Below are 13,282 nucleotides of genomic sequence, written 5' to 3' on the forward strand. Positions count from 1 at the left end.
AGCATGGGCATGCAAGACATCCATCACTTGATGGACAACGAAGACGCCAGCGCACTGGCCGAGTGGGTCAGGCGCGGCGAGATCCGCCCCGGCGAACTGCTGGAGGCGGCCATCGAACGTCTTGAACGGGTCGAACCGCAGCTCAATGCGGTGGCCGAGCGGTTATACGATTCGGCGCGGGAAGCGGCCGACACGCCTGAGGTCGGGCAAGGTCTGTTGGCGGGCGTGCCGACGTTGATCAAGGACCTGTTTTCGCCCGTTGCGGGGGCGGCAATGACCAACGGTTCACGCTCATTGGGCGATTTTCGCGCGGATTTCGAATCCGAAGTCGTCACCCGCTTGCGCCGTGCGGGGTGTCAGGTAATGGGCACCAGCACTTCACCGGAGTTTGGCACGTCGTACTCCACCGAATCTTCGCGGTTTGGCGCCACCCGAAACCCTTGGAGCACCCGGCATAGCGCCGGTGGTTCCAGCGGTGGCGCGGCAGCGCTGGTGGCGGCCCGGGTCGTGCCGTTCGCCCACGGCAACGATGGCGGCGGGTCGTTGCGCGTGCCGGCGTCATGCTGTGGCGTCTTCGGGTTCAAGCCAAGCCGCGGCCTGCTGCCGTCCGGGCCGATGATCGGCGAGGGGTGGGCGGGGATGGGCACGCCCCATGCGATCACCTTGTCGGTGCGCGACAGCGCCGCGCTGTTGGACGCCACCGCCGGAATGGACCTGGGAGCGCCCTATGCCGCGCCGGTCCAGACGTTGCCCTATGTGACGGCGTTGCAGCGCGATCCGCAACCGTTGCGCATTGCCCTGGTGGAGCAACTCGGTCCCTGGCCAACATCGCCACAGAGCCTGCAGGCCGTAGGCGAGGCGGCGCGGTTGTGTGAGTCCCTCGGCCACCGTGTCGAACCGGTAAACCTACCGGTGGTATTACCGGAGTTTCTCGATCAGGTCTTCACCATCATCGGCGCAAGCACTCGCCATTACGTTGACCTGCTGGGCCAGATGCGCGGGTTCGCGGTACAGGCCGAGGAGCTGGAGGTGCGCACCCGGATCATCCTGCGGGACAAGGGCAACGTCAGCGGCGCCCAGTACGCGGCTGCAGTGGAGTGGATTCATACCCTGGGTCGACAACTGGCGACGTTCATGCACGATTACGACCTGATCCTCACCCCGGTCCTGACCCGTGAACCGGTACCGATTGGCGAGCTGGACGTTGAGGACGTGTGCATGAGCCTCGATCAACTGCTGGAGCGTTACCACAGCTACTCGCCATTCACCGCGCTATTCAATGCCAGCGGTCAGCCGGCGATGTCCGTGCCGTTGTCCTGGAGCAGCAACGGCCTGCCGATGGGCGCGCACTTCGCCGGTCGCTTTGGCGAAGAAAGCACCCTGCTGGCCCTGGCCGCGCAATTGGAACGCGCCCAGCCGTGGCGTGGCCGGGTGCCTGCGGTGAACGCCTGTCGTCGTTGAAGACGGCGATGTCTCAATAAAGTGAAGCGGGCCGGTTCCAAGCACGGCACATCCAGCGTCGATGGAATGCCGATCTCGATGCCTGATCAGGCCCGCTTCCCACCACTCAGCCGTGCCCCTCCCTAAAACGCTGATCAAAATCCTCCGCTAACTGCGCCAGAGTGATGCTGCCCAAACGCTTGAGCAGCAACGCCTGAGCCTCATCGAACGCATCCGTCAGCGCCGCATTCACCGCTTGTTCCACCAGGCACTGCGGGTGATCGGTGGACAGGCCGATGGCAAAAATCGACGTGCTACCCAAGGCCTGATGGATGTCGAGCAGGGTCATCTCTGCCAGGGATTTGCTCAACGTCCAGCCGCCGCGATGGCCTTTCTCTGACGTGACATAGCCCTGTTCCTTGAGCAGCGCCATGGTCCGGCGCACCACCACTGGGTTGGTGCCGAGCATCTGCGCGATGGTGTCGGAGGTGGCGGATTGCTGGTGACGGTCCATGTGGATGAGTACATGAAGCATGCGGGACAGGCGCGTGTCGTTTCTCATGGTAACGGCGTTGTTCTGTGGTTGAGACGGGGTGGAGTATCGCCTGTAATTGCAAAAGTTACGAGATCGTTGACAGGCGCTTTTCAAGGAACTTACGATGTGTCGAGACTTTAGCGGTCCTTCGAAAACCACCCTTGGAGAAAGATCATGGGCTACGACGTCATCATTACAGGCGGCAGCTACGCGGGTATGTCGGCAGGACTTCAACTGGCACGGGCTCGGCGAAAGGTGCTGGTGATCGATGGGGGGCAACGCCGTAACCGGTTCGCCGCGACTTCCCATGGGTTTCTTGGCCAGGATGGCCGCGCACCCGCTGACATCGCCGAGGATGCCCGCGCCCAGCTCATGGCTTATCCGACGGTGGAGTGGGTGTCGGACACCGTGGTCCAGGCGCGCAAGGAGGAGGGCGGCTTCACCCTGGAAACTGCCCGTGGGCAACATTTCCAAGCCCAACGCCTGCTGCTGGCCACCGGAGTGGTCGATGATTTGCCGGCGGTGCAAGGCCTGGCTGAGCGCTGGGGCAAAAGCGTTTTCCACTGTCCTTACTGCCACGGCTATGAGTTGGACCAAGGGCCGATAGGCGTGCTGGCGACGTCGCCAATGTCGCTGCACCACGCCTTGATGCTTCCCGACTGGGGGCCGACGACGTTCTTCACCAATGGCGTATTCGAGCCCGACCCGGAGCAGCGGGCCAGCCTGGAACTACGTGGGGTGACGCTGGTAGCCGAACCGGTCGAACGCATTGAAGGCGAGCGGGCCAATGTGGTCCTGGAAGGGGGGCGCGTAGTTGCCATCGATGGTCTGTTCGTCTTGCCCCGTACCCGCGTGGGCAGCTCGTTGGCCGCATCTCTGGGGTGTGAGTTCGAGGACGGCCCGCTCGGTGCCTTCATCCAGACTGACATGACCCGCGAAACCAGCGTGCCGGGAGTGTTTGCCTGTGGTGATGCGGCCATGCCGTTCGGCTCGGTGGCACTGTCGGTGGGCGATGGTGTGCGGGCGGGATCGGGCGTGCACCGATCGTTGATCTTCGGCGCACACTGAAAACCCGCTTCCCGCGCTGCCCCCTAAACCTGTACCGCCCCGGTCGCCACGGCGAAGGCGAGCATCACCAGGCTGACGCCCCAGGCCCAGAAAAAGGTGTAGGCCATGTGTTTGCGCAACTCGACGCCGGACAACGCCAGGGCCAGATACACGCTGGGCACCACCGGGCTGATGGAGAAACCGGTGTTTTCACCGATCAGCATGGCCCGGGCCACCGCTTCCAGGGGAACGCCCGCGGCGGCGGCCACATCCCTGATCACCGGCAACAGGGCAAAGTAGTAGGCGTCCGGCGAAAAGATCATCCCCAGGGGAACGCCAAAGAATCCGACGATCACATGCAGGTACTGAGCGGATCCGCCAGGCAGAAAGTCGATCAGCGCCAAGGCCATGCCGTCGGACATTTTTGCCCCGGACAGCACCCCCAGCAACACGGCGGCGGCCATCATCACCAGCACCATTTGCAGGGCATCGGATGCGTGGGCCTTGAGACGTTCGGCCTGGGTATCCAGGGAAGGGAAGTTCAGCGGCAGGGCAATGCCCAATCCCACCATGAAACAGGCATAGAGCGGAAAGATACCGGTGAACAGGCAAGCCAGGATCGCGCCGGTCAGGGCCACGTTCAGCCAGTACCGCAGGTTGCGGGGCGAGAGGCCGAACTCGCGACCTTCGGTGGACAGACTGTCCAGATCGACGCTGGCGGCCGCTCCCAGTGACATTGGCCGGCGACGCTGGGCTCGCGAGCCCAGCACGGTGGCCACCAGCAACATGCAGACCAGCCCCACCAACTGCACCGGCAGTAAACCTAGCCAAAGCTCCGTGGCGTCCAGCCCGGAAACTGCGGCAGCCCGAGCGGTGGTGCCACCCCAAGGCACCATGTTGATGACCCCGGCGGTGGTGCCCACCAGGCACAACAGCATGGCCGGGCTCATGTTCAGGCGCTTGTACAACGGCAACAGCGCCGGAATGGTCAGTAAAAATGTCGCGGCGCCCACCCCGTCCAGATGCACCACTGACGTCACCAGCACCGTGACCAGCGCCACAGCCAGCGGCTTGCCACCGGTACTGCGGATCAGCAGGTTGACCAGCGGGTCGAACAGCCCGCGATCACGCATGATCCCGAAGAACAGAATGGCAAACAGAAACAGCGCGGCGGTGGGCGCCACGGTGATCAGCCCGGCCTTGATGAACTCGCCGATCTGTCCGGGGTTGAAACCGGCCAGCAGGCAAGCGGCGACGGGGAGGGTGGTGAAGGCGACGACGGGGCTGATCCTGCGCAGCAATATCAGCCCGATGATGACCAGCATCATCAAAAAACCCAACGTTGTAATCATGGTGCAGCCTCTCTTTTTATTGTTGTCGACGGTACGGGCGCGTGAATCCTTCAGCCCTGTGGTTGGGGCAGGCGCAGGGACAGCAGCAGATAACTCAAACTCTTGCCGTGGCGGTCCAGGCCGCAACTGAGGTTTACGCCGCCTTCCAGGGCGTCTTCGAGGACGAAATTCAGCGCATGCAGGTTCGGCAGTTCATAGCGATGCACCTTGGCAGGCCGGCGCGTGGCGAATTGTTCGGCGACTCGTTCGCAAGTCAGTTCGCGCAGCAACCATGGGTAGTGCGCCGGATCGAGGGGGAATACCGCAATGCTGAGGATGTTGCCTTTGTCTCCGGCACGAGCGTGGGCGAAGTCGGCGAGGGTGACCAGGTTCATCAGTACCACTCCAGGGTCGTGTGGATTTCGCTGCGCGGCAGCAGGAAGCTGCGGGTGGTGACGGCTTCAGCGAGGTGCCGGCGCACGCCGCCACCGCCGGCCGGACCGTTGGTGTAAAGCGACTCCACCTCAGCCAACAGGATCTGGACTGTTGCCTGGTCGGTATGGGTCAGGCCGACGCGCACACGCACATCATCAAGGGCCGGCGCCAGGGCCAGTCGTTGTTGCAGATAGCGGCCACCGTGATCATTGAACAGACTGGCGACACCCGACAAATCGATCCAGGGCTGTACGCCTGGCGCCAATCGGTCAAAACGTTGCAGCAGAATTTCCCGGGCCAGGGCGGCACGGGCCACGGCACCGGGGCCGGCATAGGAAATTTCCGCCTCGCCGAACCAGAGCCCACGCACACCGGCCAGGCCCTTGAGCGTATCGGGGCGCGGATGGCCCAGCAGGCCGCTGATCTCAACGCGGTCTTCACCCAGGTCCCGGACGCGGGCCTGCCCCAGGTCCAGCACCACGTCCGGGGTCAGGTAGCGGCGCGGATCATGCACCTCGTAAAGCAATTGTTCCTTGACCGTTTGCTCGCTGACGCGGCCCCCGCAGCCCTGGGTTTTGCCGATGATCAAACGTCCATCCTCATGGATTTCGGCAATGGGGCAACCGAGGTTCGCCGGGTCCGGGATCTCTTTGATCCCAGGGTGGGCAAAGTACCCGCCGGTGACCTGGGTGCAGCACTCCAGCAAATGCCCGGTCGCGGTGGCGATGGCCATTTTCTGCCAATCGTCGGCGGCCCAACCCAGCCCGTGGCGAATCGCGCCCACCGCCAGCGAAGGGTCGGCCACTCGCCCGCACAGCACGATACCGGCACCTTCTTGCAGCGCCGTATGAATGCCGTCGGCACCGGTGTAGACGTTGACCGAAACCACGTCTGCCGGGTCCACGGGCAGCCATTGCTTGAAGCGCGGTGTGGTTTCTTCCAGCAGGTCATCGCCCAGTACGCAGGCAATTTTCAAACTCGGATAGCGTCCTGCCAGTGTTGCTCGCAGGCGCTGCGCGGCGGCTCTGGGATTGGCTGCCCCCCCATTGGTAATGATGGGGATGCCGGCGTCGATACACACATCCAGCATCGGCTCGAGGAAATCGAACAGGCGAGAGGCGTATCCGGCTTGAGGATCGAGGCCCCTGCGCAGTTGCGCTTCGGCCAGCGTCCGTTCGGCCAGCAACTCCAGCATGATGTAGCGCTGGCCGTTTCGTTGCGCCAGGTCCTGGGCCAGGCGCAAGGCGGCGTCCGGGCGATCATTGGCAAAACCGGCGCCGCATCCGACGAGAATTTTTTTTGTCATGTCCGTTTCCACTGATGGGATGGCCCATAGTGGCGGCCATGGATTGTTCTGTGAATTTTAAAGGTAGAATCAATTGATCCATTATCTTTATAAGTACGGCCATGAACGTTTCTTTCCGACAGCTTCGTGCCTTTATCCTGATCGCTGAAACCTCAAGCTTCACGCGCACCGCTGAACAGCTTCACCTGTCCCAGCCAGCGCTGAGCTACAGCATCCGCAAACTGGAGGAGACCATGGGTCTGCAGTTGCTGGCGCGTAACACCCGCAGTGTCGAACTGACGCTGGCCGGTGAACACTTTCTGCCCCAGGCCAGGCGCATGCTCAGGGACATGGACGATGCCGTACGGGACGCCCGCGACACCCTCAGCCTGAGTCGTGGCTCCCTTCGCCTGGCGGCACTGCCCACGGCCGCCGCTTCGTTCCTGCCTGTGGTCATCGCTTCGTTCCAGCGCAAACACCCGGGTGTAAGGGTGAGCGTACTGGATGGTCGGGCCGGGGAGATCATGGGGTGGGTGCAGCGCGGTGAGGTGGACGCGGGCATTACCTCGTTACCCGACGACCTGTCCGGGCTGAGCTTCGTGCGCCTGTTGGATGACAATCTGGTGTTGCTGACCCACAAGGATCATCAGCGCGACAGTCTGGACGACTGGAAACGCAGGCCCTACATTGCCCTGACTCCCGACACGAGCATCCGGCCCTTGGCCGACGCAGCGTTGCGCTACCTGAATGTCGAGCCTGAGCCGGCTTGGGAGGTGGCGCACATGAGTACCGCCACTGCGCTTGTACGCGAAGGGTTGGGATTTTCCCTGCTGCCGGCCAGTTGCACGGCGGTGTTCAATATTGGCGAGCAATGCGAGGTGATTGCCATCGACCAGCCCGGCAAGCGTTCGATCGGCCTGTTGCAACGCAAGCCAGTGGCCCAGTCGCCGTCGTTGAGCCAGTTCATGCAGCATTTGCGGCAGACGCTGCGTCAGCAATGACAGTTCCATGGTCATCGCGAGCAGGCTCGCTCCCACAGTGTGTAGAACCCTTGTGGGAGCGAGCCTGCTCGCGATAGCGGGATTGCCGCCAGTGCCAAGCGATCTGATCAAACGCTATTGGGTGCCAAACATCGCGGTCCAATAAATCCCCGCATCGCTCTTCGGATCCACCGCATAGCCGGCGCCCAGTTCCTTGAACTGCGGGTTCATCAGATTGGCGCAATGACCGGGGCTTGCCAGCCAGCCGTCCACCACTTTGAGGGCCGTATCCTGTCCGGCGGCGATGTTCTCACCGATCAATTGGCCGAGGTAACCGGCCAACTCGGCGCGGTCGCCCGGCATACGGCTGTCGCGATCCTTGTGGTCAAAGAAGTTGTTGTTGGCCATGGCCCGAGTGTGGTTCACGGCGGCCAGGGCCAACGTAGCGTTCCAGGCCAGCGGCGTCGTCGCCGTGAAGGCTTCGGTGCCGCAGCGGCGCGGTTGGGCACGCGCACTGTTGATCAGCTTCAGTAGCTTCTGACCTTCGGCTTGCCAGTCTCCCAGACGCGCCGACAATAGCGGGCGCGCCAACACGATGCGCCATTCGCGATCCAGGCGACTGACGCCGATGTCGACGAACTGTGGATCCAGCACCACCTGGCAGAAGCTTTCCTGCACGGCCTTCATCGCGGCTTGCGCGTCCCGTGGCCCGGACAGGCTGATGGCCTGTACGTTGACCATCGGGTAGGCCGTGCGGGCCAACGCCTGCTGCAGGTCACCAATGCCGTTGGCCGACAGGATCAGCCGCGAATCCATGGCCAGCGGCGGTAGCTCCAGAGAGGCCTGATCCGCACAACTTTGCGACTGACTGCGATAAAGGTTGATGGACTCGACCAGTTGCGTCTCTTCGGTGGCCAGGACACTGGTGGCGAAGGCCAGCCCCAGCGACAGCCCGATAAGACGCATGACGGATGAAATGGCACGCATGTAAATCTCCCTTGAGCGGACGGCGCCTATGATGCGCAATTTTTGCCCGGCTGGGGCAACGGTATTCACGCTCTCTTGAAATCCCTTGCAACGGCACCGTTGGGTACCGTTTGGGACAATCCTCAAGTAGTGGGATCAATTTTCAGGCAAATAAGTCCATCTCCGTCGATTCAAGGGCAAAACTTGCGAATTATCAGCTCATCCAGTTCCCGCCATCGACGTTATAAGTCTGTGCTACCACATATTCGCTCTCCGCCGAGGCCAGGAATATCGCCATCCCCACCAGATCCTGCGCGGTGCCCATCCGGCCATAGGGCACTTGCGCGCCGACCTGACGCTTTTTCTCTCCCAGGGGCAGGTTTTCATGATGGGCGAACAGCGCATCCACACCATCCCAGTGCTCACCCTCCACCACACCAGGGGCAATGGCGTTGACGTTGATTCGATGCTTGATCAAATCAAGGCCGGCCGACTGGGTCAGGCTGATCACCGCAGCCTTGGTGGCGCAATACACCGCCACCAGAGCTTCTCCACGTCGGCCGGCCTGGCTGGCCATGTTGATGATTTTGCCGCCATGCCCCTGGCGGATCATCTGCCGGGCGGCGGCCTGCAGCGTGAACAGTGTGCCGGCGACATTGATGCAAAACAGCCGTTCGTAGCTTTGGCGCGTAATCTCCACGATAGGCGCCAGGTCGAACAGCGCTGCGTTATTGACGAGGATATCGAGCTTGCCCGTCCGGGCCACGACCGCCTCGATGGCCTGGTCAATCGAAGCTTGTTCAGTGACGTCCATTTTGACCGCGTAGGCGCTGTCGCCCAGTTCGGCGGCGGTGGCTTGGGCGCTTCCAAGATCGATATCGGCAATCGCCACAGTAGCCCCTTCGTTGATATAGGCCTGGGCGAACGTTCTGCCAATACCACGGGCAGCACCGGTGACCAGCGCGCTTTTTCCTTCCAGTCGTTTCATGGGTTGTCCTGTCTCGAATGACAAAATAAACAGCAGGGGAGCGCGGCTCACCATCAATGACGTGCCGATTACAGCAGCGCCATTGGCGCCGGACAAACGCGGGAGGGATCATCGGCTGGTACTTTTTTAACGCCGTGACGTGTCCCTTGGCCGGGTTAAAAAAGTATCGGTGGACGATCAGGTCAGGGCTGGTGAACCGACGCGCGCCGAGCGTAAGGTGCTGCCTACAGCGATAGAGACGCGCGACATGCCTGATCACCCAACGCCCCTGTTCGAGCAGCCACCCGCCGAACTTGAAGTCATCCTGCCTGAGCCCGAGCACAGTTTTCGCTGGTATGAGCACGACTATCCGTATCCGCTGGCGCGCTGGAACCACCATCCCGAATTCGAGATCCATCTCATTCGTCGGGGCAGCGGTAAATTGCTGGCGGGCGATTATATTGGTCCATTCGGCCCCGGCCACGTGGCGATGATCGGCCCGGGCTTGCCCCACGATTGGATGGGCGACCTGGCCCCGGGCGAGTACTTGGCTGGAAGGGACGTGGTGCTGCAATTCGATGGCGCAACGCTGTTGAGCCTGCGCCGGACGCTACCTGAACTCGGGGATTTACAGCCGCTGTTCGAAAGGGCACGACGAGGTCTGGTCTTCAGCGACGACACCGCGGTGAACGCCGCAAGGCTGTTGGAGAGCATCGGCCCGGCCCAGGGACTCGGGCGGCTGGCATTGTTTCTCCAACTGCTCAACACACTCAATCTCGCCCCGCAGGAGCAGGCCCAATGCCTGGCCAGCCCTTGTTATGCACCCAGCCTGGATGCCCGCAGTTCCGAACGCATCCACAAGGCCTTCGAGTACCTGCAGACTGAACTCACGGGTGACCTGCGCCTGTCGGTGATTGCTCGGCAACTGGGCATGAGCGAGCCCGGTTTTTCGCGTTTCTTCAAACGCATCACCGGACACGGTTTCATTGACCTGATGCGCAAGCTCCGAGTCCAGCGAGCCTGCCGGTTGCTGTTGCACAGTGAAATGCCGGTGACCGATATCTGTTTTGAGGTGGGTTACAACAACCTGTCCAACTTCAATCGGCACTTTCGCATTGAGATGCACCAGACGCCCAGCGAGTATCGATCAGCTAGACCCTGAACTGCTTCAGCAACCCGTTCAATTGCTCACTCAGCGACTTGAGACGGGTACTCGCCAGGCTCGATTGTTCAGCCGCCAGGGCGGTGCTGTGGGAGAGGCCGGCGGCCTGGGTCACGTTCTGATTGATGTCTTCCACCACATGGGCCTGTTGCAGCGTGGCGCTGGCGATGGAGGCGTTCAGGCTGTTGAGATTGCGCAGGGCCTGACCGATGGCGTTGAGGCTGGCGCCGGCCAGCCCGGCTTGTTCAATGGTCAATTGCGAAGCACGGCTGCTGTCGCTGATGACTTTCACCGCCGCTTCGGAGTGGTTCTGCAAGCGTTCGATCATCGCCTGGATCTCGGCGGTGGACTTCTGCGTGCGCTGGGCCAGCAGCCGCACTTCATCGGCCACCACGGCAAAGCCCCGACCTTGTTCACCGGCGCGGGCCGCTTCGATCGCGGCGTTGAGGGCCAGCAGGTTGGTCTGCTCGGCAATGGAGCGGATCACCTCCAGCACACTGCCGATCTGGGTGCTTTCGCTGGCCAGGGTACGAATCACCTCGACCGCCTGATCAATGGTCTGGGACAGTCGGTCAATCTGCTGCAAGCTGCCATCGATATTCACCTGGCCCTGCTGGGCCTGGGATTCGGCGTCGCGCATTTCGCTGGCGGCGTGTTCGGCATTCTTGGCGACGTCTTGCACGCCGTAGGTCACTTCGTTGATCGCAGTCGCCACCAGTTCCATCTGTTGCGATTGTTGCTGGCTGCGCTCCTGGGCTTGGGCGGCGTCGTTACCCAGGTCGTTGGACGATTGCCCCAGGGCCCTGGCCGAGTCCTGCAACTGGCTGACTACTTCGCGCAGTTTGGCGGTAAAGGCATTGAAATGCCGGGCCAGTTGCGTCACTTCATCCTGGCCGTGGGTGTCGAGGGTGCGGGTCAGGTCGCTTTCACCGCTGGCAATGTTGGCCATGGCATTGACCGTTTCCTGCAACGGCCGAACGATGCTGCGCACGATCAGGGTCAGGAGCAGGCCCATGAGCAGGGTGATCGCCAGGCCGATCAGCGAAGCCTTGATCACTTGAGAGCGGAATTCGGCCTCCACGTCATCGACATACACGCCTGAACCGATGATCCAGCCCCACGGCTCGAACAGTTTGACGTAAGAGGTTTTCGCCACCGGCGCCTCGGCGCCCGGTTTCGGCCAGAGGTAATCCACCATCCCGGCGCCCTTGGCCTTGGCAATGGCGACCATCTCGTTGAACAGCGCAAAACCATTCGGGTCGCGAATCGCCGAGAGGTTCTGACCTTCGAGTTTCGGGTTGGTCGGGTGCATGACCATCACAGGCGTCAGGTCATTGATCCAGAAGTAATCACTCTGGTCATAGCGCAAGCCGCGCACCGCGCTAAGGGCCTGCTTCTGCGCAACCTCGCGAGTCAGGGTGCCAGCCGTTTCCAGACCATGGTAGTAGCTCAGCACGCCGCTGGCAGTCTGGACCACATGCTGGGTTTTCTGCACCTTGGCCTGATACAGGTCGGTGTGGATCTGCTTAAGCATGAACGCGCCTAACGTGAACAACATCACGATGGACACGACCAAGATGAGCCACAAGCGTCGGCTGATCGACACACTGCGCAAGCTATTCATACGCTGTCACTCCGGTTTCTTATTCTTGTCATCTGCGACCGCCTGAGTCTGGCGTCAGGCGGGTATGCCTTTGTGTCCTGAGTCATAACGCGGCAGCGTTATCAGGGCTTGTCTGATAGGATTTCGGCCCCGCGGCGCAAAACCTGAGCCTGTTCCGGTTTTTTCATTGGTTTTTTTGAGAAATCGCAGTCACCGTGCGCCTGCTGTTTACACCTGCATAACGCTTAAATTTTGATGAGACGTGCGCAAGCATAGTCTTTTGGGGGATGAATGGATTTGTGGACCGCCTTTCAGGCACTGATTCTTGGCGTGGTAGAAGGCTTGACGGAGTTCCTGCCGATCTCCAGTACGGGGCACCAGATCATTGTCGCGGACTTGCTCGAGTTCGGCGGCGAGCGCGCGATGGCGTTCAACATCATCATCCAGCTCGGGGCGATCCTGGCGGTGGTGTGGGAGTTTCGGCGCAAGATCTTCGACGTGGTACTGGGTTTGCGCACCCAGCCCAGCGCTCGTCGGTTTACGGCCAACCTGCTGATTGCCTTCATGCCCGCTGTGGTATTGGGCGTGTTGTTTGCAGACCTGATCCATGAATACCTGTTCAACCCGATCACGGTGGCCATGGCGTTGGTGCTGGGCGGTTTCGTGATGCTCTGGGCCGAGAAGCGCCAGCACACAGTGCGCGCCGAAACGGTAGACGACATCACCTGGAAGGATGCACTGAAAGTCGGCTTCGCCCAGTGCCTTGCGATGATTCCCGGCACCTCCCGCTCAGGTTCGACCATCATCGGTGGCTTGCTGTTCGGGCTGTCGCGCAAGACCGCGACCGAGTTTTCATTCTTCCTGGCGATGCCAACCATGGTCGGCGCGGCGGTCTACTCCGGCTATAAATATCGCGAGCTGTTTGTGCCGGCGGATTTTCCGGTGTTCGCCATCGGCTTCGTCACGGCGTTCATTTTCGCCATGATCGCGGTCAGGGGCTTGTTGCTGTTCATCGCCAGCCACAGTTACGCCGTATTTGCCTGGTACCGGATCGCTTTCGGCCTGTTGATCCTGGCCACCTGGCAATTCGGTTGGGTGGACTGGACGGCGGCCCAGCCATGAGCCGTCCAGGCCGTGAGCCGGGCCCAGCCGTGCAGAGTTTGCGGCTCAAGCTCGTGGTATTTGCGCTGGTGTGCGCCTTGCCGCTGCTCGGGTCACTTTTGCTCGGGTTGCGCGCGGTGTCCTGGGTGCCGCTGACGGCCTACGGGCTCGTCAGCGTGGTGGCGTTTCTGTTGTACTGGAGCGACAAGCGCAAGGCCCGCGCTGACGCCTGGCGCACCCCGGAAAACGTATTGCACGCCGTGGAGCTGGCCGGGGGCTGGCCCGGGGCGTTGTTGGCTCAGCAAGTGTTTCGCCACAAGACTCGCAAGGTGTCGTTTCAGGTGGTGTTCTGGTTCATCGTGTTGCTGCACCAGGTGTTCTGGATCGACCAGTTATTCCTGGGCAGTCATCTGCTGATGCTTTTCTGAGC

At 61.7% G+C, this 13,282-nt stretch carries 13 protein-coding genes; 6 read left to right on the plus strand and 7 right to left on the minus strand.

Annotated elements, in window-relative coordinates; translation table 11 throughout:
• Positions 1-3: 3 nt before the first annotated feature.
• Entirely contained in the window at positions 4-1,461 is a 1,458-nt protein-coding gene (locus tag T3A99_RS04420; RefSeq protein ID WP_173406932.1) for an amidase, read from the plus strand.
• Positions 1,462-1,567: 106 nt separating this feature from the next.
• On the opposite strand, the gene T3A99_RS04425 is transcribed toward T3A99_RS04420, so the two are convergent.
• On the minus strand, positions 1,568-2,002 hold the full coding sequence (locus tag T3A99_RS04425) for an Rrf2 family transcriptional regulator (RefSeq protein ID WP_047229136.1): 435 nt from the start codon (positions 2,000-2,002) through the stop codon (positions 1,568-1,570).
• Between the two features lie 147 nt (positions 2,003-2,149).
• Between T3A99_RS04425 and T3A99_RS04430 the strand changes: the two genes are divergently transcribed.
• The gene (locus T3A99_RS04430; RefSeq protein ID WP_173406933.1) at positions 2,150-3,043 is read left to right on the plus strand and encodes an NAD(P)/FAD-dependent oxidoreductase; all 894 of its coding nucleotides are present in this window, start codon (positions 2,150-2,152) and stop codon (positions 3,041-3,043) included.
• Positions 3,044-3,066: 23 nt separating this feature from the next.
• Here the strand turns inward: T3A99_RS04430 and T3A99_RS04435 are convergent, their stop codons facing one another.
• Genes T3A99_RS04435 through T3A99_RS04445 form a run of 3 tightly spaced genes read right to left on the minus strand, consistent with a single transcriptional unit; the run spans position 3,067 to position 6,094 of the window.
• The gene (locus T3A99_RS04435) at positions 3,067-4,374 is read right to left on the minus strand and encodes a CitMHS family transporter (RefSeq protein WP_173406934.1); all 1,308 of its coding nucleotides are present in this window, start codon (positions 4,372-4,374) and stop codon (positions 3,067-3,069) included.
• Positions 4,375-4,424: 50 nt separating this feature from the next.
• Entirely contained in the window at positions 4,425-4,748 is a 324-nt protein-coding gene (locus T3A99_RS04440) for a hypothetical protein (protein WP_171061361.1), read from the minus strand.
• Positions 4,748-6,094, minus strand: a complete 1,347-nt coding sequence (locus T3A99_RS04445; protein WP_322833988.1) for an acyclic terpene utilization AtuA family protein — start codon at positions 6,092-6,094, stop codon at positions 4,748-4,750. Before T3A99_RS04445 ends, T3A99_RS04440 begins: the two co-directional genes overlap by 1 nt.
• Positions 6,095-6,195: 101 nt before the next feature.
• On the opposite strand from T3A99_RS04445, the gene T3A99_RS04450 reads away from it, so the two are divergent.
• Positions 6,196-7,074: a LysR family transcriptional regulator gene (locus tag T3A99_RS04450; RefSeq protein ID WP_076384573.1), complete on the plus strand. Its 879-nt coding sequence runs from the start codon at positions 6,196-6,198 to the stop codon at positions 7,072-7,074.
• A 114-nt stretch (positions 7,075-7,188) separates the two neighbouring features.
• Here T3A99_RS04450 and T3A99_RS04455 read toward each other — a convergent pair whose 3' ends face one another.
• Together T3A99_RS04455 and T3A99_RS04460 are read right to left on the minus strand one after the other, a co-directional pair.
• Entirely contained in the window at positions 7,189-8,040 is an 852-nt protein-coding gene (locus T3A99_RS04455) for a CAP domain-containing protein (RefSeq protein WP_047229130.1), read from the minus strand.
• A gap of 193 nt (positions 8,041-8,233) precedes the next feature.
• A complete protein-coding gene (locus tag T3A99_RS04460; RefSeq protein ID WP_047229129.1) occupies positions 8,234-9,007 on the minus strand; it encodes an L-iditol 2-dehydrogenase in 774 nt (257 codons plus the stop codon).
• A gap of 247 nt (positions 9,008-9,254) precedes the next feature.
• On the opposite strand from T3A99_RS04460, the gene T3A99_RS04465 reads away from it, so the two are divergent.
• The gene (locus tag T3A99_RS04465) at positions 9,255-10,148 is read left to right on the plus strand and encodes an AraC family transcriptional regulator (RefSeq protein ID WP_047229128.1); all 894 of its coding nucleotides are present in this window, start codon (positions 9,255-9,257) and stop codon (positions 10,146-10,148) included.
• Here the strand turns inward: T3A99_RS04465 and T3A99_RS04470 are convergent.
• The gene (locus T3A99_RS04470; RefSeq protein ID WP_047229127.1) at positions 10,138-11,772 is read right to left on the minus strand and encodes a methyl-accepting chemotaxis protein; all 1,635 of its coding nucleotides are present in this window, start codon (positions 11,770-11,772) and stop codon (positions 10,138-10,140) included. The genes T3A99_RS04465 and T3A99_RS04470 overlap by 11 nt on opposite strands.
• Before the next feature lie 270 nt (positions 11,773-12,042).
• Here T3A99_RS04470 and T3A99_RS04475 point away from each other — a divergent pair, with 270 nt between their 5' ends.
• Positions 12,043-12,873 (plus strand): undecaprenyl-diphosphate phosphatase, encoded by an 831-nt coding sequence (locus T3A99_RS04475; RefSeq protein ID WP_322833989.1) that lies wholly within the window; start codon positions 12,043-12,045, stop codon positions 12,871-12,873.
• Complete coding sequence (locus tag T3A99_RS04480) at positions 12,870-13,280, plus strand: DUF1294 domain-containing protein (protein WP_047229125.1); 411 nt, start codon at positions 12,870-12,872, stop codon at positions 13,278-13,280. The genes T3A99_RS04475 and T3A99_RS04480 overlap by 4 nt, the downstream gene beginning before the upstream one ends.
• Positions 13,281-13,282 lie beyond the last annotated feature (2 nt).

It is taken from the genome of Pseudomonas sp. N-137 (assembly GCF_034555295.1).
GTDB lineage: Bacteria > Pseudomonadota > Gammaproteobacteria > Pseudomonadales > Pseudomonadaceae > Aquipseudomonas > Aquipseudomonas rhizophila.